The sequence below is a fragment of the Arthrobacter sp. NPDC058097 genome (assembly GCF_042884885.1).
GTDB lineage: Bacteria > Actinomycetota > Actinomycetes > Actinomycetales > Micrococcaceae > Arthrobacter.
In genome coordinates this window covers 175,762-201,467 of record NZ_JBHVSZ010000006.1, presented here as the reverse complement: position 1 = coordinate 201,467, position 25,706 = coordinate 175,762, and the positions used below count along the sequence as shown (strand labels likewise).

Annotated in this window: 17 protein-coding genes; 10 read left to right on the top strand and 7 right to left on the bottom strand. The window is 67.6% G+C overall.

All coding sequences use genetic code 11. The features are described 5' to 3' along the window. Positions 1–20 precede the first annotated feature (20 nt). The 4 genes from ACFVTE_RS12490 to ACFVTE_RS12475 all read left to right on the top strand — a co-directional run bounded on the left by ACFVTE_RS12490 (position 21) and on the right by ACFVTE_RS12475 (position 5,754). Positions 21–959 carry a proteasome assembly chaperone family protein gene (locus tag ACFVTE_RS12490; protein ID WP_387100804.1) on the top strand — a complete coding sequence of 313 codons (939 nt, stop codon included), beginning with the start codon at positions 21–23 and terminating at the stop codon, positions 957–959. A 93-nt stretch (positions 960–1,052) separates the two neighbouring features. Next, positions 1,053–2,393 (top strand): nitrate/nitrite transporter, encoded by a 1,341-nt coding sequence (locus ACFVTE_RS12485; RefSeq protein ID WP_387100802.1) that lies wholly within the window; start codon positions 1,053–1,055, stop codon positions 2,391–2,393. 152 nt (positions 2,394–2,545) lie between these two features. Next, entirely contained in the window at positions 2,546–4,054 is a 1,509-nt protein-coding gene (locus ACFVTE_RS12480; RefSeq protein WP_387100800.1) for a DUF4192 family protein, read from the top strand. Between the two features lie 425 nt (positions 4,055–4,479). Continuing rightward, positions 4,480–5,754, top strand: coding sequence for an RNA polymerase sigma factor (locus tag ACFVTE_RS12475; RefSeq protein ID WP_387100798.1), 1,275 nt, complete (start codon positions 4,480–4,482; stop codon positions 5,752–5,754). 232 nt (positions 5,755–5,986) lie between these two features. Here the strand turns inward: ACFVTE_RS12475 and ACFVTE_RS12470 are convergent, their stop codons facing one another. Next, positions 5,987–7,711 (bottom strand): HNH endonuclease, encoded by a 1,725-nt coding sequence (locus ACFVTE_RS12470; protein WP_387100796.1) that lies wholly within the window; start codon positions 7,709–7,711, stop codon positions 5,987–5,989. A 263-nt stretch (positions 7,712–7,974) separates the two neighbouring features. After that, complete coding sequence (locus ACFVTE_RS12465; protein WP_111903465.1) at positions 7,975–8,196, bottom strand: hypothetical protein; 222 nt, start codon at positions 8,194–8,196, stop codon at positions 7,975–7,977. 225 nt (positions 8,197–8,421) lie between these two features. On the opposite strand from ACFVTE_RS12465, the gene ACFVTE_RS12460 reads away from it, so the two are divergent. Next, positions 8,422–10,527 carry a type IIA DNA topoisomerase subunit B gene (locus ACFVTE_RS12460; RefSeq protein ID WP_387100793.1) on the top strand — a complete coding sequence of 702 codons (2,106 nt, stop codon included), beginning with the start codon at positions 8,422–8,424 and terminating at the stop codon, positions 10,525–10,527. 62 nt (positions 10,528–10,589) lie between these two features. Here ACFVTE_RS12460 and ACFVTE_RS12455 read toward each other — a convergent pair whose 3' ends face one another. After that, on the bottom strand, positions 10,590–11,591 hold the full coding sequence (locus tag ACFVTE_RS12455) for a M56 family metallopeptidase (protein WP_387100791.1): 1,002 nt from the start codon (positions 11,589–11,591) through the stop codon (positions 10,590–10,592). A gap of 6 nt (positions 11,592–11,597) precedes the next feature. Further along, complete coding sequence (locus ACFVTE_RS12450; protein WP_190603345.1) at positions 11,598–11,984, bottom strand: BlaI/MecI/CopY family transcriptional regulator; 387 nt, start codon at positions 11,982–11,984, stop codon at positions 11,598–11,600. 272 nt (positions 11,985–12,256) lie between these two features. Here ACFVTE_RS12450 and ACFVTE_RS12445 point away from each other — a divergent pair, with 272 nt between their 5' ends. Genes ACFVTE_RS12445 through cydD form a run of 3 tightly spaced genes read left to right on the top strand, consistent with a single transcriptional unit; the run spans position 12,257 to position 18,483 of the window. Further along, positions 12,257–13,858, top strand: a complete 1,602-nt coding sequence (locus tag ACFVTE_RS12445) for a cytochrome ubiquinol oxidase subunit I (RefSeq protein WP_387100789.1) — start codon at positions 12,257–12,259, stop codon at positions 13,856–13,858. A 32-nt stretch (positions 13,859–13,890) separates the two neighbouring features. Next, complete coding sequence (cydB, locus tag ACFVTE_RS12440; RefSeq protein ID WP_387100788.1) at positions 13,891–14,940, top strand: cytochrome d ubiquinol oxidase subunit II; 1,050 nt, start codon at positions 13,891–13,893, stop codon at positions 14,938–14,940. A gap of 6 nt (positions 14,941–14,946) precedes the next feature. Beyond that, positions 14,947–18,483 (top strand): thiol reductant ABC exporter subunit CydD, encoded by a 3,537-nt coding sequence (gene cydD, locus ACFVTE_RS12435; protein WP_387100787.1) that lies wholly within the window; start codon positions 14,947–14,949, stop codon positions 18,481–18,483. Between the two features lie 9 nt (positions 18,484–18,492). Here cydD and ACFVTE_RS12430 read toward each other — a convergent pair whose 3' ends face one another. Further along, positions 18,493–18,723: a zinc-ribbon domain-containing protein gene (locus ACFVTE_RS12430; RefSeq protein WP_387100785.1), complete on the bottom strand. Its 231-nt coding sequence runs from the start codon at positions 18,721–18,723 to the stop codon at positions 18,493–18,495. An 87-nt stretch (positions 18,724–18,810) separates the two neighbouring features. Here ACFVTE_RS12430 and ACFVTE_RS12425 point away from each other — a divergent pair, with 87 nt between their 5' ends. Next, positions 18,811–19,830, top strand: coding sequence for a GNAT family N-acetyltransferase (locus ACFVTE_RS12425; protein ID WP_387100783.1), 1,020 nt, complete (start codon positions 18,811–18,813; stop codon positions 19,828–19,830). Between the two features lie 19 nt (positions 19,831–19,849). On the opposite strand, the gene ACFVTE_RS12420 is transcribed toward ACFVTE_RS12425, so the two are convergent. Together ACFVTE_RS12420 and ACFVTE_RS12415 are read right to left on the bottom strand one after the other, a co-directional pair. After that, positions 19,850–20,368, bottom strand: a complete 519-nt coding sequence (locus ACFVTE_RS12420; RefSeq protein WP_387100781.1) for a DinB family protein — start codon at positions 20,366–20,368, stop codon at positions 19,850–19,852. A gap of 9 nt (positions 20,369–20,377) precedes the next feature. Next, positions 20,378–22,894: a DNA topoisomerase (ATP-hydrolyzing) subunit A gene (locus ACFVTE_RS12415; protein ID WP_387100779.1), complete on the bottom strand. Its 2,517-nt coding sequence runs from the start codon at positions 22,892–22,894 to the stop codon at positions 20,378–20,380. A 56-nt stretch (positions 22,895–22,950) separates the two neighbouring features. On the opposite strand from ACFVTE_RS12415, the gene ACFVTE_RS12410 reads away from it, so the two are divergent. Beyond that, positions 22,951–25,641 carry a GNAT family N-acetyltransferase gene (locus tag ACFVTE_RS12410; protein ID WP_387100777.1) on the top strand — a complete coding sequence of 897 codons (2,691 nt, stop codon included), beginning with the start codon at positions 22,951–22,953 and terminating at the stop codon, positions 25,639–25,641. Positions 25,642–25,706: the final 65 nt, after the last annotated feature.

Genomic DNA, 25,706 nt, shown 5'->3' with positions numbered 1-25,706 from the left:
GACCACGAAAGGAACTCGCCGTGTTTGAAAGGATTTCCGGCTCGCTGCTGGACCCCGACGCGCTCTATGCCAAGAACATTGGGCTGTTCCATAACCCTGAGCTCCGCGGGCTGAACCTGGTGATGGGCTTTACCGGCTTCGCCGATGCCGGCCACGTGGTCCGGCAGATCACCGACGAGCTGCTGGACTCTCTCGACTCTGAACGCGTCGCGGTGTTCGACGCCGACCAGCTGATGGACTACCGGTCCCGGCGTCCGCATGTGACCTTTGTTGAGGACCACCTGCAGGACTACCAGCCGCCCACCCTGGCCCTGTACCGGCTGGTTGACGGGCTGGGCAAGCCCTTCCTGTTCCTCGCCGGCTTCGAGCCTGACCTGCAGTGGGAACGCTTCGCCCGTGCGGTGGTGCAGATCGTCGAAGCCCTGGACGTCAACCTGGTGACCTGGATCCACTCGATTCCCATGCCCGTGCCGCACACCCGTCCGGTCGGGGTGACCGTGCACGGCAACCGGCCCGAACTCATTGAGGGCATCTCCTCCTGGAAGCCCACCGTGGAAGTGCCGGCCGCCGTCGGGCATGTGCTGGAACTCCGACTGACGGACGCCGGCCGCAATGTTGCCGGGTACGTGATCCACGTGCCGCACTACCTCGCCGAGGCGGAGTACCCCACAGCCGCTGTGGCCGGGCTGGAGTACCTTGGCGCTGCCACCTCCCTGATGCTGCCGACCGACCGGCTGCGCGAGTCCAGCCGTGAAGTCGGCCGGCAGATTGCCCAGCAGATCGAGGCCTCCGAAGAAGTCCAGCAGGTTGTGGCCCGGCTCGAGGCCCGCTACGACGAGAAGGCCGAGGGCACGGTCCGGCGGTCCCTGCTCGCCAACGAGAACGATGAACTGCCCGACGGCGATGCGCTGGGTGCCGCTGTGGAGGCTTACTTGGCGCGGGAAAACCCCGCGCCGTAAGCCCCGTCACGCTGCGGCATAAGACTCGTCACTGAAAGGCCAAAACCGGGCAATTTAAATAGTATTTTTGTCCGTGCCGGGGATAATAAAAGGGTGACTGCACCCCGCGCCTGGCTCATTTGGTCCATTGGCATCTTCTCTTACCTCGTGGCTGTGACGCAGCGTACGTCGTTCGGTGTAGTCGGTCTGGAGGCCACCGAGAGGTTCCACGCCAGCGCCTCGGCCATTTCTTTCTTCACGGTGCTGCAGCTGCTGGTGTACGCCGGACTTCAGATTCCGGTGGGCGTGCTGGTGGACAGGTTCGGCTCCCGCGCCATGATTGCCGGGGGCGCGCTGCTGATGGGCCTGGGCCAGCTGCAGCTGGCATTTGCCGACAGCGTCCCGGCGGGCGTGCTGGGCCGCGTGCTTGTGGGTGCCGGTGACGCCATGACCTTCATCTCCGTCATCCGGCTGATTCCGCTGTGGTTTGCGGCCGCCCGGGTTCCGCTGCTAACCCAGCTGACCGGCATGTCCGGGCAGCTCGGCCAGCTGCTGAGCGTGGTGCCGTTCGCCTTTATTCTTCACACCGCGGGCTGGGCCCCGGCTTTCCTAGCGCTGGCCGGATTCTCCGGAGTCGCCGTCGTGCTGGTGGTGCTGATGCTGCAGGACGTGCCGCCCGGCATGGCCAGGCAGGAGGCTGCCAAGGGGCTGCGTGCCACCGGCGTTTCCCTCTCGCGCGCGTGGAAGCAGCCGGGGACCCGGCTGGGGATGTGGAGCCACTTCACCATCCAGTTCAGCGGCACTGTATTCGCGATGACGTGGGGTTACCCGTTCCTGATTTCGGCGCAGGGCCTCAACTCCGGCACCGTCGCTTCGCTCATGTCCCTTTATGTGGCCGGTGCCATCGGGGCCGGGCCGCTGATCGGGCGTTTTGTTGCGCGGCACCCGCTGCGGCGGTCCACCATGGTCCTCCTCCTCGTCGCTGCCACGGCGGCGGCCTGGGCGGCCGTGCTGCTCTATCCCGGCCGCTCGCCCCTGTGGCTGCTTGCCGTCCTGGTAGTGGTGCTGGCCATCGGCGGCCCGGGATCCATGATCGGCTTTGACTTCGCGCGCACCTTCAACCCGGCGCACCGGATCGGGACCGCCACCGGCATCGTCAACGTGGGTGGCTTCTTCGCGGCACTGATGGCCATCTACCTGATCGGCGCCGTGCTGGACATCCTCAACTCGACAGGCTTTTCCCGCGGGGAGCTCTACGGCCTGGAGCCGTTCCGCATCGCGCTTTGCGTGCACTTCCTGCTGCTCGGCGTCGGGTCCGTCGCCATGCTGGTGGTCCGTCGCAAGGTCCGCCGGCAGATGGCCGCGCAGGGAGTTGTGGTGCCGCCGCTCCTGCAGGCAATGGCCCAGCAGCGCCGGGAACGCATTGCCCGCCGCAAGACCCCGTCCCGCGATTAGGGGGCTTGCATCGCCGCTGGTGGCGATGGCTAACGGCCGCCGCACTGCCCGTCACGGCCACTCTTCCTCAGCAGGTGTCTTTGGCGGCCGGTTTTCCACATGGCACAGAACGGGTATCGCGGATGCCGTGACCGCCGCCGGAAGCTGATTCCATGACAGCACCGGAGCATCTCACCATCAGCGGACCCGAAGACATTCTTGGCTACATCCCGCACAGCCTGGGCTACTGGCCGTCGGACAGCCTCGTGGCCATGACCATGCAGGGCAAGCGCCTCGGCGCGACACTTCGCGTCGATCTCCCCGAGGGCGCCGGACGCCGCAGCCGGGAGGCCTTCGCCCGGACCGTCACGGAGTACCTGCTGGCGGACAAGGAAGCCGACGGCACTCTGCTGGTCTTCTTCAGCGACAACGGTTTTGACGACAACAGCTTTGACGGCCACGGTTTTGACCGAAGCGGCCGGGACAGGGCACCAGCGCCGTCCTTTCGGCCCCTGCTCGCCGATCTGGGGTGCGCCCTCGGGCTGGCTGGCATGCCGGTGCGCGATGCCTGGTGCGTCGGCGAAGAGTATTGGCGCAACGTGTACTGCACAGACAGGAGCTGCTGCCCGCTGCCGGGCCGCCCCGTGTCCGAGATCCGGGACAGCCGGCTCAACGCCGAGATGGTGTATCTGGGCAGCAGCGTCGGTGCGCCGCCCGGGGCTGCGTCGCCCGGGAAGGGCGATACTTTTGCAGCGGACGACGCTGCCGTCATGGCAGCTGAAGACGAATGGACCCTGGCCTTGGCCGGCAAGGGGACTCTTCGGGCGCAGTTCGATGCTGTCCTCGATGCCTGGGGAGCCGCGCTGGTGGCCTTCTCACCCAAAGCCTTTGCACCGGACCCCCTTGCGCCCGAAGCCCTTACGCCCGAAGCTCTTTCGCCTGACGCAGTTCCGGGCCGAGCCGCTACGCGTGGTTCCGGTCCAGCCGCAACTGGCCCGGCCAGCCGACTAGAACCGGAAATCGCCGGGTTCCTCCGCGCGTCCCTTCGTGTTCCGGCATGGCGGGACGCGGTCCTGGTCATGGCCGCTGCCGGACGGACCGCGGCGGCGTCCGGGGCCGAAGCCTTCGGGATTTTCTCTGCTGGGACAGTACTGCCCGTGTCGTGCCCGCCCCTGTCGGGGGCGCGCCCCACTGCGAGCGGTATGCCCAGCCCTGTGGCCGACGGCGCGGAGGCATCCTCGGCGTCCGGAGCAGGACAGCTACCCGGACCAATAGAGAGCGCCGGTCGACACCAACAGGTCGCGATGCCAGGTTGTCCCGGCGAGGTGGCCGCTTCCGACAGCGGTCCGGATGCCCTTCCCGGTTACGGCGAAGTGCTGTTGGGCCTGAGCCCGCCCGTGCCGGACTGGGACACGCTGAAGCGCCTGGAGGGCCTGATGCAGGAGCTGTCGTCGTGCGGCGGGGGCGAGGCGCAGGCTGCGGCACTGACGGCGACCGGCTGGATCGAATGGTGCCGGGGGAGAGGTTCCTTCGCGCACGCATCATTGACTCGGGCTCTGGAAGCCAGCCCGGGATACCGGCTGGCCGAATTACTGTCCGAGGTTGTCCGGCGCGGAACAATTTGCGGCTGGGCAGGGCGCCGCGAGGCAGCCTGGCAGAAATTCGGATCGGATGCCGCGTAGATCGACACCGCCAAGTTCGACACAGCCCAGTTCGACGCTGCCCCGTTCGACACAGCCCAGTTCGACGCTGCCCCGTTCGGGGCTGCCTGGCTCGACACCGCCTGGCCCGACACCGCCGGCGACAGCACCCGGCGTGGAGCGGCATGCGCGCTGAATTTGGATGCGGACCAGAGGCCGCCGGAGGGCCTATTACAGGCCCGTCTGTCCCCGGCGCGGAAAATCGTGAGACAATGGAGGCCGAGACCCGGTTGGGTCCGTGAATCAGTGCATGCAGTGGATCCCAAACGGGAACATTGCGGCCGTCCCGGCAGTTCTACTTAGTGGCCCTGTCGGTTGGTTGCATCTGATGTCAATCACGGACTTGACAGGGTCATAGTGGTGTTGCCCGAAGGTGACTCCACAGACCGCCGCTAGAAAGGTTTTCTGTGACCCCGTCTTCCGCGAAGAAGGAACCCGCCGCCCTGGCCGTTGAAACTGCCGAGGAGAAGCCGGCGGCATCCAGCGCCAAGCGTCCCGCTACCCGTGCCGCTGGGAAGCCCGAGCCCAAGAAGCGCGGACCTAAGCCCGGTGCCAAGGCTGCAGCCGAAGCTGCCGGAAGCCGCTCAACCGATGACGATGCCGACGTGGAAGTCGAGGAGGACCTCGACGACGCGCAGCCGGACACCGCTGATCTGGTCGATGAACCCGACGAGGCCGGCAAGGAAGCCGCAGCGCCTACCGGTTCGGGATTCGTTTACTCTGACGCCGATGACGACGATGCACCTGTCCAGCAGGTCATGTCGGCCGGTGCCACCGCCGACCCCGTCAAGGACTACCTGAAGCAGATCGGTAAGGTAGCCCTCCTTAACGCCGAACAGGAAGTTGACCTCGCGCTCCGCATTGAGGCCGGCCTGTTCGCCGAAGAGAAGATTGCCGCCGACGACGGCTCCATGGACCCGAAGTACAAGCGCGAGCTTGAGTTCATCATCCATGATGGAAAGCGCGCCAAGAACCACCTGCTCGAGGCCAACCTCCGCCTCGTTGTCTCGCTGGCCAAGCGCTACACCGGTCGCGGCATGCTGTTCCTGGACCTCATTCAGGAGGGCAACCTCGGCCTCATCCGTGCCGTCGAGAAGTTCGACTACACCAAGGGCTTCAAGTTCTCCACCTATGCGACTTGGTGGATTCGTCAGGCCATCACCCGTGCCATGGCGGACCAGGCCCGCACCATCCGTATCCCGGTGCACATGGTGGAAGTCATTAACAAGCTGGCCCGTGTCCAGCGCCAAATGCTGCAGGACCTGGGCCGCGAACCCACGCCCGAAGAGCTGGCGCTCGAGCTGGACATGACCCCCGAGAAGGTCGTCGAGGTCCAGAAGTACGGCCGCGAGCCGATTTCGCTCCACACGCCGCTCGGCGAGGACGGCGACTCCGAGTTCGGTGACCTCATCGAGGACTCCGAAGCAGTTGTTCCGGCCGACGCCGTGAGCTTCACCCTGCTGCAGGAACAGCTGCACTCCGTGCTGGACACCCTGTCCGAGCGCGAAGCGGGCGTCGTTGCCATGCGGTTCGGCCTCACGGATGGCCAGCCGAAGACTTTAGACGAAATCGGCAAGGTCTACGGCGTTACCCGTGAGCGCATCCGTCAGATCGAATCCAAGACCATGTCCAAGCTCCGCCACCCGTCCCGGTCGCAGGTGCTGCGGGACTACCTGGACTAGAAAACGCGAACAAAGGCCAGGCCTTCTGCCGGAAACGGCGGCAGGCCTGGCCTTTGTCATGCCCGGATGGATTTGCGTTGGCTTGCGGACACCGAGAAACTGCGTGTGTCCGCGGCCGCAGGCCACAGGAATTCGCCCCAGGGACGTGAGCCGTGAACCGAGTTGCCTGTCAGCAGCACCCGATAAAGCAACCCGCCCCGTGAAGGACTCAGTCAGCGGCCACCCGACCCGGCTACATGCCGGGCGCTGCGGTTCCATGATTCACGGAGCCGGAGCCCGAGCCGGAGCCGGAGTAGCTGAATCCGCGTCTGCTGGTTCCGGGCAGCCAAGGTCCGGGGAGCGGTGGTGCGGTGGAGTGGTAGGTGTGGCCGGTGGGTGTGGTGATTTCGATGGTGTGTCGTGGTCCCGGTCTGGGTTTCACCTTCCAGCCGGGGAGTTCTTTGGTGTGGTTGCAGGCTTCGCAGAGTCCGGCGCCGTTACTCAAGGAGGTGGGGCCGTCGTTGTGCCAGGGGATGATGTGGTCGTGGTGGCGGATCGGGGCGTCGCAGTAGGGTGTGCGGCAGGTGTCGTCGCGGATTCGGATGAAGCGGCGCAGCGGTGCGGGGAAGAGGCGCCGCTTGGAGTCCATGGCCACCAAATCGCCGGTTCCGGGGGCGGTGTAGAGGCGCCGGACCCAGGTCTTGAGTTCCTTCAAACTCCTGGCTGAATCGGGCGCTGCTGGCTGGGCGCGAACCTGTTCTCCCTGACCCTGCGCGATGAGCTCCTGCGCCCAGGCACCGGGAACTATGCCGTAACCCGGTATCCGGGCGGGTTCGCTGTCGCCTTGGAGGAGTGACCGGTCGGTCATGACGAGGTTGAGTTCGATGCCGGTGATGCCGCCGGGGGTGCCGGTGGTCCGTTCGACCAGGGTGTCGGCTTTGATCTGGTCGCGGGTGCGCGGGTCCCCGGCGGCGTGGAGGGTTTCGGCGTTCCGGGTCAGCGCCGCGAGGACGGCGACGCCCTCGTGGACGGGCAGCAGCGCTGACAGGTAGGTCATGCAGTCCGGTGCCGGGCGCAGGCTGACCCGCCGTTCCGAGACGGCGTGGCTGGCGCGCTGGGCGACGGAACGGGGGTCGCGGCGGATCGCGGCGGCGCGGACGGCTGCGATGATGGCCCGGCTTCCGGCGCCGGTGAAGGTGCCGGTGTCGGCGGCGAGTTCCTCGTCAACGGCGGCCCGGTCGGCCGGGCTCAGGCAGGCGGTCTCCTTCACCACATACGTGACGCGCTCTTCGTTGAGCTGCCCTGTCTCCAGGGCGGCCCGGGTGTGGGGCATCTGCACCAGGGCTTTGGCCGTGCCGAGCAGCCGATGCCCCCGGTTCGGGGATTCGCCCCGGGCCAGCGCGATCTGTTCGGCCGCGCCCAGGCCGTGTTCCTTGGTGCGGTCCTTGCCCAGGTCCTCCGCCAACAGGGACGGCCGCTCGTTGGATTCCTGCCGGAGCCGGGCCTCGAAGGTCACGGAAAGCCTCGCCTGCTGCCCGGCGGCCCAGCACTTGACGTTCTCGTACGCGCGGACCTGGTCGATCAGGCCGGCATTGTCGGCGGTGGGGTCGGCTGCCGGGAGAACCCAGCCGGAGGTTGCTCCACGGCCCTGGACGCCGGAACCGGCCGTAAGCTGCCAGGCTCCAGCGGGGCTGGAAGGAACACCGTCGTCATAAAAGAGGTCCTCGTCGAAGGGACGGGGCGCAAACAGGGCCTCGGGAAACGGGTCCGCCGGCAACGACGCCGGAAACGCGGCGTCGAGGTCATCGTCGTACGGAAGCCCGTCGTCGATAAAAGCATGGTCGGGAAACACGTCGGAGGGGAAATCGGCACCAGGACAAACGGCGTCTATAAGAAGGGCCTCAGGAACCGCGGCAGCCTGCAGGACGCCGCCGCGCGGCGGCCCCGCTGTCAGTGCCGAATTCCCGATGCCTTCCATGAAGACAGTCTGCCAAGGGCCACTGACATTAAAGGGCCGATCCGGCACCAGACGGACGCAGAATCAAAAAAACTTTTTTGCTTCACGGGGCGTGCGGAAACAAGGTAGCAGCTCAGGGCGTTCCCGGTGCTCAGAACGCCCTGATCTGCCGCCCAGTCGGGCACCCCAAAGCGGAGAACAGGCGAAGAACCCCACCGGGACAGCACGAGGTAAAGAAAAAGCCAGGACCCCCGCGCGGGGATCCTGGCTTTCAGCTTTGTTGTCTAGTCGACCGGAACCGGTGCCTTTTCGTGCAGCCGGTCCGTCTCATCGTGCCAGTCGGAGCTGAGCGGCCTAAGGGTCGCTTCGACGGCGCGTGAATGGTGGGCGCAGAAGAGCAGCTCACCTCCGGAGGACTCGAGTACAACCCGGACGTATGCCTGCGCTCCGCAACGGTCACACCGGTCAGCTGCGGTTAGTGTGCGGTCGGCAACTGCTGTTGTCATGTCGGCCTCCTTAGTAGATCTGTACATCTATATAACCAGCATTCGCAGCTATCCCATGGCAAGGATGGGTCACTTTCGCTGTCCGCGTATCACGTGTGCGTAACGAACGCCGGGAGCGGGAACCCGTGTCGGGAGTGGCAGTCAGGCATTCGGCGGCATCGGGACTAGGCTAGAGGGAGCTTTTTAACGCCGATCCGGCCTGTTCTTCAAAGGAGTTCACTACCTGTGGCACCGAGTTCTGATTACACCGCCCGCCACCTTTCGGTGCTGGAGGGGCTGGAGGCCGTGCGCAAACGCCCCGGCATGTACATCGGATCCACGGACTCCCGCGGCCTCATGCACTGCCTCTGGGAAATCATCGACAACTCTGTTGACGAGGCGCTGGCCGGCTTTGGCCACGACATCAAGATCATCCTGCACGCGGACAACTCCGTAGAGATTCACGACGACGGCCGCGGCATTCCCGTCGACGTCGAACCTAAGACTGGCCTCACCGGCGTCGAAGTCGTCTTTACCAAGCTGCACGCGGGCGGCAAGTTCGGCGGCGGCTCCTACACCGCCTCCGGTGGCCTGCACGGCGTCGGCGCCTCGGTGGTTAACGCGCTTTCGGCGCGTCTTGACGCCGAGGTGGACCGGGGCGGCAAGACGTACAGGATGTCATTCCGCCGGGGTGAGCCCGGCCGCTTCAACGACAACGGCCGCCCCAACCCGACCGCCACCTTCGCGCCGTTCGTCGAGGACTCGGTCCTCGACGTCGTCGGCAAAGCCAAGCGCGGCGTCACCGGAACACGCATCCGTTACTGGGCAGACACCCAGATCTTCACGCCGGATGCCCGGTTCTCCTACGAGGAACTCACCGCGCGTGCCCGCCAGACCTCCTTCCTGGTCCCTGGCCTGAAGATCACGGTCCGAGACGAGCGCAAGCTCCCCGGCACGCCCGGTGAACTGGGAGCGCACGAGGAGGTGTTCCACCACGACGGCGGCATCTCCGAGTTCGTGGAGTTCCTCGCCGCTGATTCCGGGGTTACGGACGTCTGGCGCCTGCACGGGGCCGGCAAGTTCAAGGAAACCGTGCCCGTGCTGGATGAGAAGGGCCACAGCAAGATCGCGGAAGTGGAGCGCGACTGCGAAGTGGACGTCGCACTGCGCTGGGGGATCGGCTACGACACCACTGTCCGCAGCTTTGTGAACATCATCTCCACCCCGAAGGGCGGCACGCACCAGGCCGGCTTCGAGCAGGCCCTGGTCAAGACGTTCCGGAAAACCGTGGAAGCCAACGCGCGGAAACTCAAGGCCGGCAACGACAAGATCGAGAAGGACGACATCTTCGCCGGACTCACCGCCGTCCTGACCGTGCGCCTCGCCGAGCCGCAGTTCGAGGGCCAGACGAAGGAAATCCTCGGCACCTCGGCGGTCAAGGCCATTGTGGCCCGCGTGGTGGAGAAGGAGATCGCGGCCAAGCTCAACTCCGCCAACCGCAACGACAAGGCCCAGTCGGCGCTGCTCTTGGAAAAAATCGTCAGCGAGATGAAGTCGCGCATCTCGGCGCGCGTCCACAAGGAGACGCAGCGCCGCAAGACCGCGCTTGAGTCGTCGTCGATGCCCACCAAGCTGGCCGACTGCCGCACCGACGACGTGGCCCGTTCCGAACTGTTCATCGTGGAGGGTGACTCGGCCCTCGGCACGGCCAAGCTGGCGCGCTCCTCCGACTTCCAGGCGCTGCTGCCGATCCGCGGTAAGATCCTCAACGTCCAGAAGGCCTCCGTGGGCGACATGCTCTCGAACGCCGAGTGCGCGGCCCTGATCCAGGTGGTCGGGGCCGGCTCAGGGCGGAGCTTCGCGATCGAGGCTGCCCGCTACGGGAAGGTCATCCTGATGACCGACGCGGATGTCGACGGCGCCCACATCCGCACGCTGCTGCTCACCCTGTTCTTCCGGTACATGCGGCCCATGGTCGAGGAAGGCCGGGTGTTCGCAGCCGTTCCCCCGCTGCACCGGGTGGAAGTCATCAACCCCGGCCAGAAGGCCAACGAGATGATCTACACCTATTCCGAGGCCGAGCTGCACGGCCTGCTGGCGAAACTCGCCGCCGAAGGCAGGAAGTACAAGGAGCCCATCCAGCGCTACAAGGGCCTGGGTGAGATGGACGCTGAGCAGCTGGCGGAGACCACCATGGACCCCCGGCACCGCATGCTCCGCAAGGTCAACATTGAGAATGCGCAGCAGGCGGAACATACGTTCGACCTGCTGATGGGGTCAGACGTCGCACCGCGCAAGGACTTCATCATCGCCGGTGCGTCCAGCCTGGACCGCGAACGCATCGACGCCTGAGGCTCGGCCGCGGTCGCCGGCGCTTAGCGCCGGCTTACAGGCAGGCCCGGCGCCCGAGCAGCTCAGCCCAGCAGGCCGGGAACGATCAGCAGGGCGGTGGGCATGGCCAGCAGCAGCGTGCACACGGCAAGGACGGCCGCCCTTAGGCCGCTGGCGAGCGGGGGCTTGGGTGAGAGAAGGCGGCTGACGCGTGACGCCGTCGTACTGGCCGGGCCGGCGCCGCCGGCACCGTCGGGCAGCTGCAGGCCCGCACCGGTAAGGCTTGCCCCGGCAAGGCCTACAGGTTCGACGGCGGCGGCCCCCTGGGGTGCCGCCGAGCCGCTCGCGACGATGGCGATGGCCTTGATCAGGGTCGCCTTGCTCTCGGTCTTGAGGGCGACGTCGTCCGCCAGCATTTCAATCAGCGAGTTCACGGACTCCTGGGCCAGGCGCGTGGTGGGCAGCCATGGCAGCGCCTGGCGCCACGCGGCAAAGGCCCACAGCAGCAGGTGGTGGCGCTGGGTCAGGTGCGCGTTTTCGTGAATCAGGACGGCGCGCAGCTCCGCCGGTTCAAGGGCCGCCATGAGTCCATCGGAGAGGACCGTCACGGAGCGGGCGCCACCGGGGAGGCAGTACGCCACCGGGGAATCGTGGCTGATGACCACGGTGCCTGGCCCGTCGTCGGACGGCGAGGCCAGAAGGGCCAGCAGCTCGCGGTGGCGCCTGCGCTGGCGCTCAATCTTGTAATAGGTCAGCAGCAGCGTGAAGACGAGGTGCGCCGTCAGCAGCGCCGCCGCGGAGAGCGCGAAGAGATGCCAGAAACCCAGCGCGGTGGTGGGCGCAGCAAACAGCACCATGCCTGCCAGTGCGCGGAGACCCGCAATCAGGTTGTCGCCCACGGGTTCGAGGCCATAGACCAGCATGGCGCCGATCATGGACAGTCCACCGGCAAGGGCGATGGCCTGCCACAGCACCATGGCCGTGAACGGGTCGCGCGCCGGCCAGTGGGCGCGCGAAAGAAGGATAGGTACCGGCCAGGCCAGTACTATCGCCAGGACCGCCAGGAAATATGAGGTCCAGAACATCAGGTGTTAGCTGTGGCCAAGCAGTTTGCGCAGTGTCTCGGCTTCACTTTCTGTCACCGAACCAATGAAGCGGGCCAGCACGGCCTCGCGGTCCGGAGCCGATCCCAAGACCTCGTGCATGAGTTCGGCGGTGTGGTCTTCGCGGCTGGATACAGCCTGGTAGCGGTGCGGCCGGGTGCCGCGTTCGCGTTCCACCAGGCCCTTCTTTTCCAGACGCGAAAGGACTGTCAGCACGGTGGTCACCGCCAGGTCCTTGCCCTCGTGCCCCGCTGCACCGCCATGCGCTGCCGTGCTCTGTGCGAGCAGGTCCCGCAGCGTGTTTGCTGTGGCTGCTTCGTGGCCCGCCCAGAGCAGGTCCATGACTGCGCGTTCCAGTTCCCCAAGACTTGCCATCTGTACATCCTTCTGACAACGCACTGCCAAGGGCCGACTGCCCGGCCCGTGCCGTGATTCCAATACTGCAACTTCAAATCTATCGCGTTTGGCCGTTCGTTTCTACATGAGGTAGAACGTTCGGCGCGTCGCGGGCGATTGCGTTCCTCCGATGTGCATGCAACCGTGTTTACAGTGTTCGACCTGTGTTCTACACTCTGTAGAAGTTGAAGTTCTACGTTGCGTAGAAAACGACGCTGGAGAGCTAGACCCAACCGTAAGTAGGGACCGCCTTGGACGCCTTGGAAATCGCACGCTGGCAATTCGGAATCACCACCGTCTACCACTTCATGATGGTGCCGCTCACAATCGGCCTGGGCCTGGTCGTCGCGGTGATGCAGACCGTCTGGTACCGCACCGCGAATCCGGCCTATCTGCGGATGACGAAGTTCTGGGGAAAGCTCTTCCTCATCAACTTCATCATGGGCGTGGCCACGGGCATCGTCCAGGAGTTCCAGTTCGGCATGGCCTGGAGCGAATACAGCCGCTTCGTGGGTGACGTCTTCGGCGCACCGCTGGCCCTCGAGGCTCTCCTGGCGTTCTTTGTCGAGTCAACCTTCCTGGGCCTGTGGATCTTCGGCTGGAAGCAGCTGAAGAAGGGCGTTCACCTCGCGTGCCTGTGGATCGCCGTCGTCGGCTCGTTCTTCTCCGCCTACTTCATCATCGTGGCCAACAGCTGGATGCAGCACCCCGTGGGCGTCACGATGATTGACGGCCGGCCCGTCATGACCGACGCCTGGGCCGTCTTCACCAACAACACCGCCCTCGTGGCCGTGCCGCACACCCTCTTCGGTGCCCTCGCCGTGGCCGGCGGGTTCCTGCTGGGCATCGCCTGGTACCACCTCTGGCGCAGGCGCCGCGACGGCATCGACACCATCGGTGCTGACGGCAAGGTGGTTGCCGGGGAAGCCGGGATCCCGGGCCGCGACCGCACCGACTACTCAGTCTGGATCAAGTCTTTGCGGATCGGCGCCGTCGTCGCCATGATCTCCTTCGCTGGAACTGCGATCACCGGAGACCTGCAGGGCAAGCTGATGTTCCAGCAGCAGCCCATGAAAATGGCCGCCGCCGAGGCCGCCTGCCATGACGGTACGGGCTTCTCCGTCCTGAGCGTGGGCAACGTCGGCTCACGCAACTGTGACGACATCAAGGCCGTGATCGAGGTGCCCGGCATTCTCTCCTTCCTCGCCAAGGGCGACTTCACCACCGAGGTGAAAGGCGTCAACAGCCTGATCGACCAGTACAAGGCGGACTACGGCACGCACGTCCCGGACAACCCCATCTACGGCGACCGTGCCGGCCAGGAGATCCAGTACGTGCCCGTCATGGAGGTCACCTACTGGGGCTTCCGCGCCATGATCGGGTTCGGCGGCCTCGCCGCCCTCGCCGCCCTGGTGGCACTCTGGCTGACCCGCAAGGGCACCGTGCCCGAGTCGCGCTGGCTGATGCGGCTGGCCGTGTTCGGAATCCTCGCCCCCTTCGGTGCCAACGCTGCTGGCTGGATCTTCACGGAAATGGGCCGGCAGCCGTTCGTGGTGGCCCCCAACCCCGACCTTAACGGCATCGACCAGGTGTTCATGTTCACCGCCGCGGCCGTCTCTCCCGGGGTCTCCGCGGGTGAGATCCTGACCTCCCTCGTGGTCCTCACCCTGATCTACGCGGTCCTGCTGGTGGTGGAGGTGAAGCTGCTTGTGAAATACGTGCGCGGCGGCGTCGTCTCGGCCATGCCCGAACTGGCCCACGCACCGGTGGACGAGAACGAGGACGCCACACCCCGCGACGGCGGACCGGACAAGCCCGGAACCGCAGACGACGTCCTGGCCTTCGCCTACTAAGCCCGAGCCTATTAAGACCGAGGATACAAAGCATGGAACTGCTGCCAACCATCTGGTTCATTGCCATCGCGGTCCTGTGGACCGGCTACCTTTTCCTGGAGGGCTTCGACCTGGGCGTCGGGATGCTGATGAAGATCTTTGCCCGCAACAACACCGAACGCCGCGTGCTGCTCAACACCATCGGACCGGTCTGGGACGGAAATGAAGTTTGGCTCCTGACCGCGGCCGGCGCCACGTTCGCGGCCTTCCCGTTCTGGTACGCCTCGCTCTTCTCCGCCCTGTACCTGCCGCTGCTGCTGGTCCTCGTCGCGCTGATCTTCCGGGCAGTGGCATTCGAATACCGGGGCAAGGTGGACACCGACCGCTGGCGCAACACGTGGGACTGGGCCATCGCCGTCGGCTCCTTCCTTGCCTCCTTCGGCGTGGGTGCCGCGCTGGGGCTGACCACCACCGGCCTGCCGCTGGACGCCAACGGCGACCGCGACGGCGGCCCGTTCGCCTGGTTCAGCTGGTACGCCGTGCTGGGCGGCCTGGCGGTGGCTTGCTTCGCATTGCTGCACGCCCTGGCGTTCCTGGCACTGAAGACCGACGGCGACGTCCGGCACCGTGCCCGGCAGTGGTTCGTCCGGCTGCTTCCCGTGCTGCTCCTCCCGATGGCCGGCTGGGCCGTCGGCGTGCAGGTCCTCAGCGGGGAGGCGTGGACGCTGGTTGTTCTGGCCGTGGCAGTGGTCGCCGCGGGGCTGGCCTGGGTCCAGGCCCGGAAGGGAAACGAGGGCCGGGCCTTCATGGCAACCGGCGTGTTCCTGCTGGGCGGCTCCGCCTCCATCTTCGGGGCGGTGTTCCCCGTGGTCCTGCCGTCCACCATCGACCCCGCCTTCAACCTCACCATCGCCAACGCCTCGTCCTCTGACTACACCCTCGGCCTGATGAGCATCGTGGCGTGCGTCGGACTGCCGCTGGTGATCGCCTACCAGGCCTGGACGTACTGGGTGTTCCGCCGCCGCGTCAGCGCCGCGCACATCCCGGAGGCGCACAGCTTCCTGCCCGCGGTGGCCGCGAAAGCACTGATCAGGAATGACTGACCCGCAGTGAAGCCCCAGTTCCCGTCCGGACCGTCCACCCGCCGAGCCCTTTACGGCCTTGGCCTGCTGGCTGCGCTGAAGGCCCTGTCCCTGGTGCTTATGGGACAGGCCGTCGCGTCTGTCCTCGGCGGCCTCATGACGCAGGACCCCGCGTGGGCTGACCAGCTGGGCTGGGGTGCCGCCGGTGTGGTGCTGCGGTCCGTCACGGTCTGGGCGCAGGGCGTAGCCGCCCGGCGCGCAGCCCTGGGGGTCAAGGAGGAGCTGCGGGCGCAGCTGCTGGAGACGGCACTGCGCAACGGCGTCCGGGCTGCAGGCCCTTCCGACGGCGGCCTGGCGGTGCTCGCGACGCGCGGCCTGGATGCCCTGGACAGCTACTACATGCAGTACCTGCCGGCGCTGGTGAACTGTGCCGCCATACCGCTGCTGCTGGGCGCCCGGATCCTTTTCGCCGACTGGGTCAGCGCCGTGGTGATCGTGCTGACCGTGCCCCTGGTTCCGTTGTTCATGGTGCTGATCGGCCGCTACACCGAGGACAAGGTGCGTGATGCCCAGGCCGCCCTGTCCCGGCTGTCCGGGCACATGCTCGAACTCGCCAAGGGACTTCCGGTGCTGGTGGGACTCGGCAGGGCCGCCGCCCAGCGCCGCGCGCTGGAGGACATTTCCGAGGACTACCGCTCCCGGACCATGGGCACCCTGCGGACGGCGTTCCTCTCTGCCCTCGCGCTGGAACTGATCGCCACGATTTCCGTTGCCGTGGTGGCAGTGTTCATCGGCGTCCGGCTGGTCCACGGCGACATGGCGCTGGAGGCCGGGCTGCTGGCGCTCATCCTCGCCCCCGACTGCTACCTTCCGCTCCGTGAGCTGGGAACCGCCCACCACGCGAGCGACGACGGCCGGGCAGCCCTTACCGAAACGACGGCGGTGCTGGACGCACCGGAGCCCCGGCGGCTGGTGCCGGGACCGGCTCCGGCTGGCGCAGAGTTGGCGGGCGTAACTGTCCGGGACCTCACCGTGAGTTATCCGGGAAGGGAGGGTCCCGCCGTCGGGCCTCTCAGCTTTTCGGCGCCGGCCGGACTGGTCACAGCACTGGACGGTCCGAGCGGGGCCGGCAAGAGCACCCTGCTGGGAGTTCTCGCGGGAACGGTCGGAACCGGGGCCGGGGCCGCTGTGGCCGGAGCCCTTGCAGGATACGCGGCGGGCGAAGTGGCCTGGGTGCCGCAGCACCCCGTGATGGTGGCTGACACGGTGCGCGGAGAGGTGCTGCTGTACCTGACGGCGGGCCATGCGGCGAGCGGTGCCGATTCCGCCGGCAGTGCATCAGCCATTGACGCTGAAGCACAGGCCGGGGGAGTGCTGCGCTGCCTGGCGGCCGTCGGCGCAGACCATCTTGCGGGCAAGCACCCCGCCGAACTCAGCCCGGGGGAGCTGCGCCGCGTTGCCCTGGCCCGCGGCCTGGCCCGTATCGAGGCCGGCGCCACCGTATTGCTCCTGGACGAACCCACCGCCCATCTCGACCGTGACTCGGCCAACCGGGTCCACGACGCGATCCGTGCGTTGCGCGGCCGCGCCACCGTCATCCTGGTGGCGCACGACCGCCAAACGAGGGAACTCGCCGACAGGATCGTGCCGGTGTCCGGCCGGTCAGCCGGAGCCGCTGCGTCCACCAGCGGATTGCTGTCCGCTGCTCCGGTCCCGGCCGGTGCCGCCGGTCGCAGCGCGTCAGCCGGTGGCGGGGACGCCCCTTCTGCCGTTCCCAGTGCCCCTGCCGTTCCCAGTGCCTCTGCGGACATCCCGGCCGACGTCCCGGCCACCGGGGCCCAAGTCAGCACCGGCCGCACCGCCGGGATGCTCGCACGGCTGCTCGCGCCCGTCCGCGGACGGTTCGCCGGTTCCGGGTTCGTCGGCGCCTTGGCCGCCCTTTTCGCCGTCGCGCTTTCCGGATTGTCCGGATGGCTCATCCTGCGCGCCAGCGAGCAGCCGCCCATCATGTATCTCCTGACCGCCATCGTGGGCGTCCGGTTCTTCGGCATCGGCCGCGCCGTTCTGCGCTACTGCGAGCGGCTCCTCCTGCACGAAGCCGTCTTTGCCTCCCTGACGAAGCTGCGCGGCGTTCTTTGGGCGTCCCTCAGCCAGCGGGCGCTGTCCCTGCGCCGGCTGCTGCAGGGCGGCAACGTGCTTGGCGCTGTCATCGAGGACGTCGACACCGTCCGGGACCTGCTCCCGCGGGTGGTGCTGCCGCCGGTTACCGCCACGGCGGTGGCGGCAGCCGCTGCCGGTTCGGTGGGTTGGCTGCTTCCGGCGGCCCTGCCGGCAGTGCTCGCTGCCGCCCTGGTGAGCCTGGTGGGCGCGCCCGCCGCCGCCCTGCTCGCGGACCGGATGTCGGCAAAGGCCGAGCAGCGGCTGCGCTCCGGGGTCCTCCGGCGGGTCGCCGCCGCCTTGGACGCCAGGGCGGAACTGCACGCGAACGGAGCGAAGGAACCGGTTCTGGACGGCATCCGCGCGCTGGACCGGGATGTAACCGCCATGGCACGGCGCTCGGCCTGGGCTGAAGGGCTCGGCCAGGCACTCACCGTAGCCGCGTGCGGCGCCGCCGCCCTCTACAGCGCCGTGCTGGCGGCCCCGCTGGTGCAGGCCGGGTCCCTTCCGGCGACCACCGTCGGCGTCGTGGTTCTTCTGCAGCTGGCGCTCGCAGAACCGTTTGGGGCCATGACGACGGCGGTCCGGCAGTTTCCGGCGCTGCGTGCGGTCCTGCGCCGTATCAGTGAGTCAGGGGTACTGCAGCCGGGCGAACCTGGAACCGATCAGAACACTTCTTATGGCAGGGATTCCGAACAACCTTCGCGGCCGGATCCACGCGAGCTCGGGCAGCCGGGCGCCGAACTCGATGGGCTGTCGGCCGCGTGGCCAGGAGGCGGTGCTGTCTTCAGCGGTCTGTCCGCGGTGGCTGAGCCCGGGCGCTGGCTGGCGGTGACCGGACCGTCCGGCGCCGGCAAGTCGACGCTGCTGGCAGTGATGCTGGGCTTCCTCCCTGCCCGGGAAGGCAGCATCGCAGTGACTGGCACCGCGGCGTGGTGCCCGCAGGAGGCGCATCTCTTCGATTCGACGGTCCGCGGCAACCTGGTCCTGGGCAGCCCTCGGCAGGAGTCCGGCGCAGGGTCTTCAGCGGAGACCGAGCAGGCGATGCGGGAAGCGCTGGAGGCAGTTGGCCTGGCACCCCTGCTGGCGCGGCTGGAAGAGGGCCTCGATACCCGCATTGGACCCGGCGGGGCATTCCTCAGCGGTGGCGAGCGGCAGCGGCTGGCAGTGGCGCGCACCCTCATGACGCAGGCCGACGTGATCCTCCTCGACGAGCCCACGGCCCACCTCGACGCCGAATCCGGCCGTGCGCTCATCGCCGACCTGCGTGCCGGACTCGCCTCGCGAACCGTGGTGCTGGTGACCCACAACCCGGCCGACATCAGCCCCGACGATGCGCTCCTGGACCTCCGGCCCGAAAACCGGCCCGCCGCAGCTGCCGTGATGGCGTCCGCGCGTCTGGCCTGATCGCGTGGCTTAGCCCACCAGTGCCTTCTTCCGGCGCCCGTTGACCACCGACGAGGCGCCGCAGTTCGAGCAGGTGATCCGGTAGGAACGGGAGGTAGTGAAGACCGGAATGAAGAACAGCGTGAACTTGGTGGCGCGCTCCTCAAGGTGCTGGTGGCTGAACACGCGGCAGTACTGGCAGGTCGCCGTCCGGCCCGGAAGCAGCTTCTGAACGGTCTTGAATCCGAAGAGAATGAGCATCAGTTGCCTTTCTGGGCCAGGAAACGCGCCCGGTCATGGCCCAGCCTACGGCTTCCTGCCGCTCTTCCGGACGGCTAGCCTGTTCCCATGACGCACAATCACGCCCCCGCCGTCGACTTCCCGGAGCTGCGGTGGCGGTCCATATCCGAAGGGGACCTTGACGCGTGGGCCGCGCTGATCGCCCGGACCGCGGCGGCCGAGCAGCCGGTGTGGTTTGAGCGGCGGGCGGACCTTGAACAGATCACGGAGTCCAGGAACAACCCGGTGGGGCTCAACACTGTGCTTGGACTGGATTCCGACGGCGTTCCCCGGGCCTACGCGCGCCTGACCAAAAACAAGGACGGGGCAAAGGCGCACGGGTTCTGTGCCGTGGACCCGCAGTGGCAGCGCCGCGGCGTGGGCTCCGCCCTCCTGGCCTGGCTGGAGGCGCTGACCAGGCAGCGGTTTGCGGAAGACGCCGGTGCAGGTTCAGGCGGGGAAAGTCCAGACAGGACAACGCCGGCCCCGCGGCTGCGGATATTCATCGAGCAGAAGCAGCAGCACCAGTGCGCGCTCCTGGAGGAGTCCGGGTACGAGGTGGTCCGCTACTACAACGAGATGCACCGCCCGCTGTCGGCTCCGCTGCCCGATGCGCCCCTGGACCACGGCCTGGAACTGGTGCCGATGGAACCGGGGCTGAGCGAAGCCGTGCGCCTGGCGCACAACCAGATCTTCGCCGACCACTGGGGCAGCGAACCACGGGATGAGGAAGGCTGGGGCTACGTGGTCAACGACCCCCTGGCCCGGCCCGACCTCAGCGCCGTCGTGCTGGCGAGCGGCACCGGCGAGGTGGTCGGCTACCAGTTGGCCAGCCACGACCCGGACACCGCCGGAATCCGCGGGTTCACCGAGGGCTACACGGACCTGCTCGGTGTCCGCAGGGAATTCCGGGGGCGCGGCATCGCGCAGGCACTCCTGGCCGATGCCATGCGGCGCTTCGCCGCCGCCGGCATGGACAAGGCGTCACTGGATGTGGACTCCGAGAATCCCACCGGTGCCATGGCGCTGTACCGCAAGATGGGCTACGCCCCGGTCAACACCAGCCTGGCCTGGGACAAGGTCCTGTAGCCGCGGCGGACGTGGGGCGTCAGCCGTCCACGTCCGAAAGGTGGTGGACGACGTCGTGCAGGAAATACTGCGCGAGCGTCAGGACGGTGAATTCCGAGCCGTTGCTGCGGATACCGGTCCGGCCCCACTGTGACTCCTGCACTCTGGCGAAGGACGCTGCCACCTGCTCACCCTCTGCGGTGAGCTCGGCGCTCACCACGGCAGGGTCGGCGTTCGCGTAGTCGCTGTCCACCGCCGTCCGGTCCTGGTCCCAGTTCTCAAACTTCGCATCGTCCTCGGTGAGCATCAGGTTGAGGCGGCGGTCGAAGAGGTTGAACACATCCCGGACATGGCAGGCGTACTCCAGCGCGGACCAGGTGCTGCTGTCCGGCCGTTCGGTGGCGTCCGGCCGCCGGAGCACGGCCCGCCAGCGTGGCAGCATGTTTTCGACGCTGCCGGGAACCGTTGACGGCGTGACGGTGGACGCGTCGAAGCCGCATTGCGTGCAGGGGCGGGACAGGACCCAGGTCCAGTCCTTTTCATCCGGGACGATAGGCATGGCAGTAGTCTAGGCGGATTCCGGCCACGCCATGCTCGGGCCGATCACGTCCACCGCCTGCGAGAGCGGGATGCCCGAACCGTCGCGCCGGCCGTGCTCCTGGGGCAGCGAGCGGGCCACCCCTGCCGACGATGACGCCTTGGCCGGGCCGTGGCCCGCCCACGCCAGCAGCAGCGTGTCCTCGCCCTTCAGGAAGCGGTGCGCCCGGACACCGGCGGTGGCCCGTCCCTTGGCCGGGTACTCGGCGAAGGCCGTCACCTTGGCGGCCCCGGGGGCGGTGCCCGGCAGGGCACCCTCCGTGCCGGAAATGGTGACGACGACGGCGGCCTCGTCGCCGGGGGCGATCGCACCGAAGAACACCACCTGGTCACCGGCCGTGAGTTTGATGCCGGCCATGCCACCGGCCGTCCGGCCCTGCGGACGGACGACGGCGGCGCTGAAGCGCAGCAGCTGTGCCTGCCGCGTCAGGAACACCAGGTCCGTGTCGTCGGACCCTGCCGGCGCCACGCCCACCACGGTGTCCTTGTCCTTCAGCGTGATCACTTCCCAGTCCTCGCGGTTCAGGGGGTAGTCCGGCTGCACCCGTTTGACCACGCCCTGCGCCGTGCCGAGCGCCAGCACCTCATCGAGCGGAGCGAAGGCCACGAGGGACTCGCCCTTCAGGAGGGTGATGAAGTCCTTGGCCGGAACGCCGCCGGCCAGGTTCGGCAGCCCGGAGACCGGCGGAAGGACTGGCATGTCCATCACCTGGATCCGCAGCATGCGCCCCTGGGAGGTGATGGCGGCAATCTCGCCCCGGGCCGACGTCTTGATCACCGAGCGGAACACGTCGTGCTTGGAGCGCGGCCCGGTCTCGGCCAGGCTGTCCTGGTTGGCGGTCCGGGCAATCTGGCCGGAGGCCGTGAGGATCGCCCAGCACGGATCGTCTGCGATCTCGAGGGCCAGGGGAGCGGGCTTGCCCCGGACGCCTGCCTTACCGTCGATACCGGCGGCGCTGGCCACCGTTGGGGCCACGGCCTCGGATTCCAGCAGCACCGTCCGCCGCGGCGTGCCGTACTTCTCCGCGATCTCGCCGAGTTCGCCGGACACCAGTTCCCGCAGCAGCTGGTCGGATTCGAGGATGGCCTCCAGCTCGGCGATCTCCTTGCGCAGCTCCTCCTGCTCCTTCTCCAGCTCGATCCTGCTGTATTTGGTCAGCTGGCGGAGCCGCAGCTCGAGGATGTAGTTGGCCTGGATCTCGGAGAGGTCGTAGATGGACATCAGCCGCTCGCGGGCCGCGGAGGCCTCGTCCGAGGACCGGATGATCTGGATGACCTCGTCGATGTCCACGATGGCGATGAGCAGGCCCTCCACCAGGTGGAGGCGGTCCTTCTTCTTGCCCAGCCGGAACACGGTCCGGCGCCGCACCACCGAGATGCGGTGGTCCACATAAACGGTGAGCAGCTGCAGCAGGCCCAGCGTCTGCGGCTGCCCCTCCACGAGGGTGACGTTGTTGATGCCGAAGGAATCCTCCATCGGCGAGTAGCGGTAGAGCTGCTGGAGCACGGCGTTCGGATTGAAGCCGTTCTTCAGCTCGATGACCAGCCGCAGGCCGTGCTTGCGGTCGGTCAGGTCCACCACGTCGCTGATGCCCGCCAGCTTCTTGCTGTTGACCGCGTCCTTGATCTTCTCGATCACCTTTTCCGGGCCCACCATGTACGGCAGCTCGGTGACCACGAGGCCGGTCCGGCGGGCGGAGAGCTGCTCCACCTCCACCTTGGCGCGGGTCTTGAAGGAGCCGCGGCCCGTGGCGTAGGCGTCCCGAATGCCGTCCAGGCCCACGATGCGCCCGCCGGTGGGCAGGTCGGGGCCGGGAACGAACCGCATGATGTCTTCCAGCGTGGCATCCGGGTTGGCGATGAGGTGCCGGGCGGCGGCAATGACTTCCACCAGGTTGTGCGGAGCCATGTTGGTGGCCATGCCGACGGCGATGCCGGTGGTGCCGTTGACCAGCAGGTTGGGGAACGCTGCGGGCAGGACCTCCGGCTGGGTGAGCTGGTTGTCGTAGTTGGGGACGAAGTCCACCACGTTCTCGTCGAGGTGGTCCGTCATGGTGAGCGCAGCCGCCGCCAGGCGGGCCTCGGTGTACCGCGGTGCCGCCGGGCCGTCGTCGAGCGAGCCGAAGTTTCCGTGGCCGTCAATCAGGGGGAGCCGGAGCGAGAAGTCCTGGGCCATGCGCACCATGGCGTCGTAGATGGCGGTGTCGCCGTGCGGGTGGAGCTTGCCCATGACCTCGCCCACGACGCGGGCGCTCTTGACGTGGCCCCGGTCGGGACGGAGGCCCATGTCGCTCATCATGTAGAGGATGCGCCGCTGGACGGGCTTCAGGCCGTCGCGGGCGTCGGGCAGGGCCCGGGAGTAGATGACCGAGTACGCGTACTCCAGGAAGGAGCCTTCCATCTCGGAAGTCACGTCGATATCAACGATGTTTTCGGTGTAGTCCTGGACTGTTTCCCCTGCGGGGGTGCGTGTTTGGCGGCGTGCCATCGGGCTGGTGGATCCTTTTTGGGGTGCACTTCGGGAGGTTTAGCTAGGCTAAGCCTATGGTGGATCAGCCCGGGGACGGCGAATATCCGGAATATTGGGAGGCCGATGTCGTTCTAAGGGACGGCGGCACCGCGCATTTGCGGCCCATCCATCCCACCGACGCGGACGCCGTGCAGACCTTCCACACGCGGCAGTCGCAGGACTCCATCTACATGAGGTTCTTCGCCTTCAAGGAGCGGCTCTCCAGCCGGGAACTCAAGCGCTTCACCGAGGTGGACTACCGGGACCGGGTGGCCTTCGTGATCACCATCGGCGGGGACATCATCGGCATTGGCCGCTACGACCGGCTGGACGACCCCGCCGAGGCCGAGGTGGCCTTCAACATCGCCGACGCGCACCAGGGCCGCGGCATCGGCTCGATCCTGCTGGAACACCTCGCCGCGGCAGCCCGCGAAAACGGGATCCGCAGGTTCAGCGCCGAGGTCCTGCCCGAGAACCGCAAGATGCTCATGGTGTTCTCCGACGCCGGCTACGACGTCAAACGCCATTTCGACGACGGCGTGGTGAGCCTTGAGTTCAACATCGACCCCACGGACAAATCACGCGCGGTGATGGAAGCCCGGGAGCACCGTGCGGAGGCGAGAAGCGTGCAGGACCTGCTGGCGCCGTCGTCCGTGGCGGTGATCGGGGCCAGCCGGCGCTGGGGGACCGTGGGGTACCAGCTCCTGGAGCACATCATCGAAGGCGGCTTTACCGGTCCCGTCTACGCCATCAACCCCGAAGCCTTTGAGCTGGCCGGCATGCTGTCCTTCGGCAGGCTCTCCGAGGTGCCGGGGCCGGTGCAGCTGGCGATCGTCGCGGTGCCCTACGAGGAAGTCCCCAAGGTGGTGGATGAGTGCGCGGCCGCCGGCGTGAAGGGGGTCCTGGTGGCCTCGGCCGGATTCACCGAGGACGGCGAGCGGGGCCTTGCCCGGCAGCGCGAGCTGGTGCGGCAGGCGCGGGCCAACGGGATGCGCGTCATCGGACCTGCCTCGCTCGGCATCGTGAACACCAACCCCGCGGTCTCGCTGAACGCGTCCATGGCGCCCAGCCTTGCCCGCGGCGGCGGCCTCGGGCTGTTCAGCCAGTCCGCGGCGATCGGGGTGGCGCTGTATGCGGCGTCCAGCAGGCGCCGCGCCGGCATCTCCACTTTCCTGTCGGCCGGCAACCGGGCCGACGTGTCCGGCAACGACATGATGCAGTTCTGGGAGGACGACGCCGACACCACCGCCGTGGGCCTGTATCTGGAGTCGATCGGCAACCCGCGTAAATTCTCCCGCATCGCCCGGCGGCTGGCGCGGACCAAGCCGGTGATCGTGGCCAAGTCCACCTCCATGGGGCTGCAGCTGCCGCCCGGCCACGCCGTGCGTACCACCCAGGCTCCCGCCGACGCGCTGGACTCGATGATGCGCCAGGCCGGCGTGATCCGGGTGGAGACCATCGAACAGCTCATGGACGTGGCCCAGATCGTCTCCGCGCAGCCGCTCCCCAAGGGGGCGGGGGTGGCGGTTTTCAGCAACTCGGGGGCCCTGGGGAAGGTGGTGGCGGACAGCGCCGTCTCCCATGGCCTTGGTGTTGAGGAGCTCGTGACGGAGCTGGACCTGGACGCAGGCCTGTCCCGTGCCCTGCCCGCCCTGCGGGACCGGCTCCGCGAGGTTCTGGCCCAGGAGGCAGTCCACGCCGCAGTGGTTGCCTTCCTTCCGGCCCGCGGCTTGACGGTGGAACAGATTGCCGGGGCGCTCGCAGAATCGTCAGCCGAGGCCGGCAAGCCTGTGGTGGCGGCCTTTACCGGAATCCTCGATCCATCGGTGTACGTGGAAGGCATGGTGGGGGAGGGCTCCGGCTCGGCCCTGGTGCCGTGCTACTCGAACCCGGGGGTGGCCGTGGCCGCCCTCTCCGCCGTGGTGCGGTACGCCGAATGGGCGGAACGGGACCAGGGCCTGTTTGTGGATCCTGACGGGTGCGATCCCGACGCCGCCCACGCCGACCTCGAAAACCTGCTGGCCGACGTCCGCGGCGAGCAGCTCAAGCAGCTCGAGCCCGAAGACGCTACCCGCCTGCTGGCGCACTACGGAATCCGGGTCATGCCCTCGGAAGGCTTCGACTCGGAGGATCAAGCCGTGGCGGCGGCCGGGAGGCTGGGCTGGCCGGTGGCGCTGAAAACCACCGATCCCACGCTGCGCCACCGGCTGGACCTCGGCGGGGTGCGGCTGGACATCGAGGACGCGGACTCCCTCCGGCTGAACATCCGCCAGATGCGCCGGGCGCTGGAGCCCTACGGCCCGGCGTCGCTGGAGGTCCAGACCATGGCCCCGGTGGGCCAGGCCTGCACCCTGCGCGCCATCGAGGACCCCCTGCTGGGACCCGTGGTGTCCTTCGGACTGGCCGGCGACGCCGTCAACCTGCTCGATGACTGGGCGCACCGGGCGCCGCCGCTCTCCGGCGCGGACCTCCGAGACCTCATCCGCAGCCCGCGCGCGTCCCGGAAGCTGTTCGGCTACCAGGGGCTGCCCGCCGTCGATGTTTCTGCCCTCGAGGACGTGGCCTCGCGGCTGGCACGGCTCAAGGACGCCCACCCGGAGATCGCCCTGGTGGAGTTCAATCCGGTCCTCGCCACTCCGCAGGGGGCGTTCATCCTGGCAGCCGATGTGCGGATCGGCAACGCGGCGCAACGCACCGACAGTGCACGGCGGGCCCTGCGGAGCTAGGCCCCGGGCGCAGCTGCCGGGCAGGCGATGCCGGCCTATTGGTTAGCGTGTGCCACACCGATCTG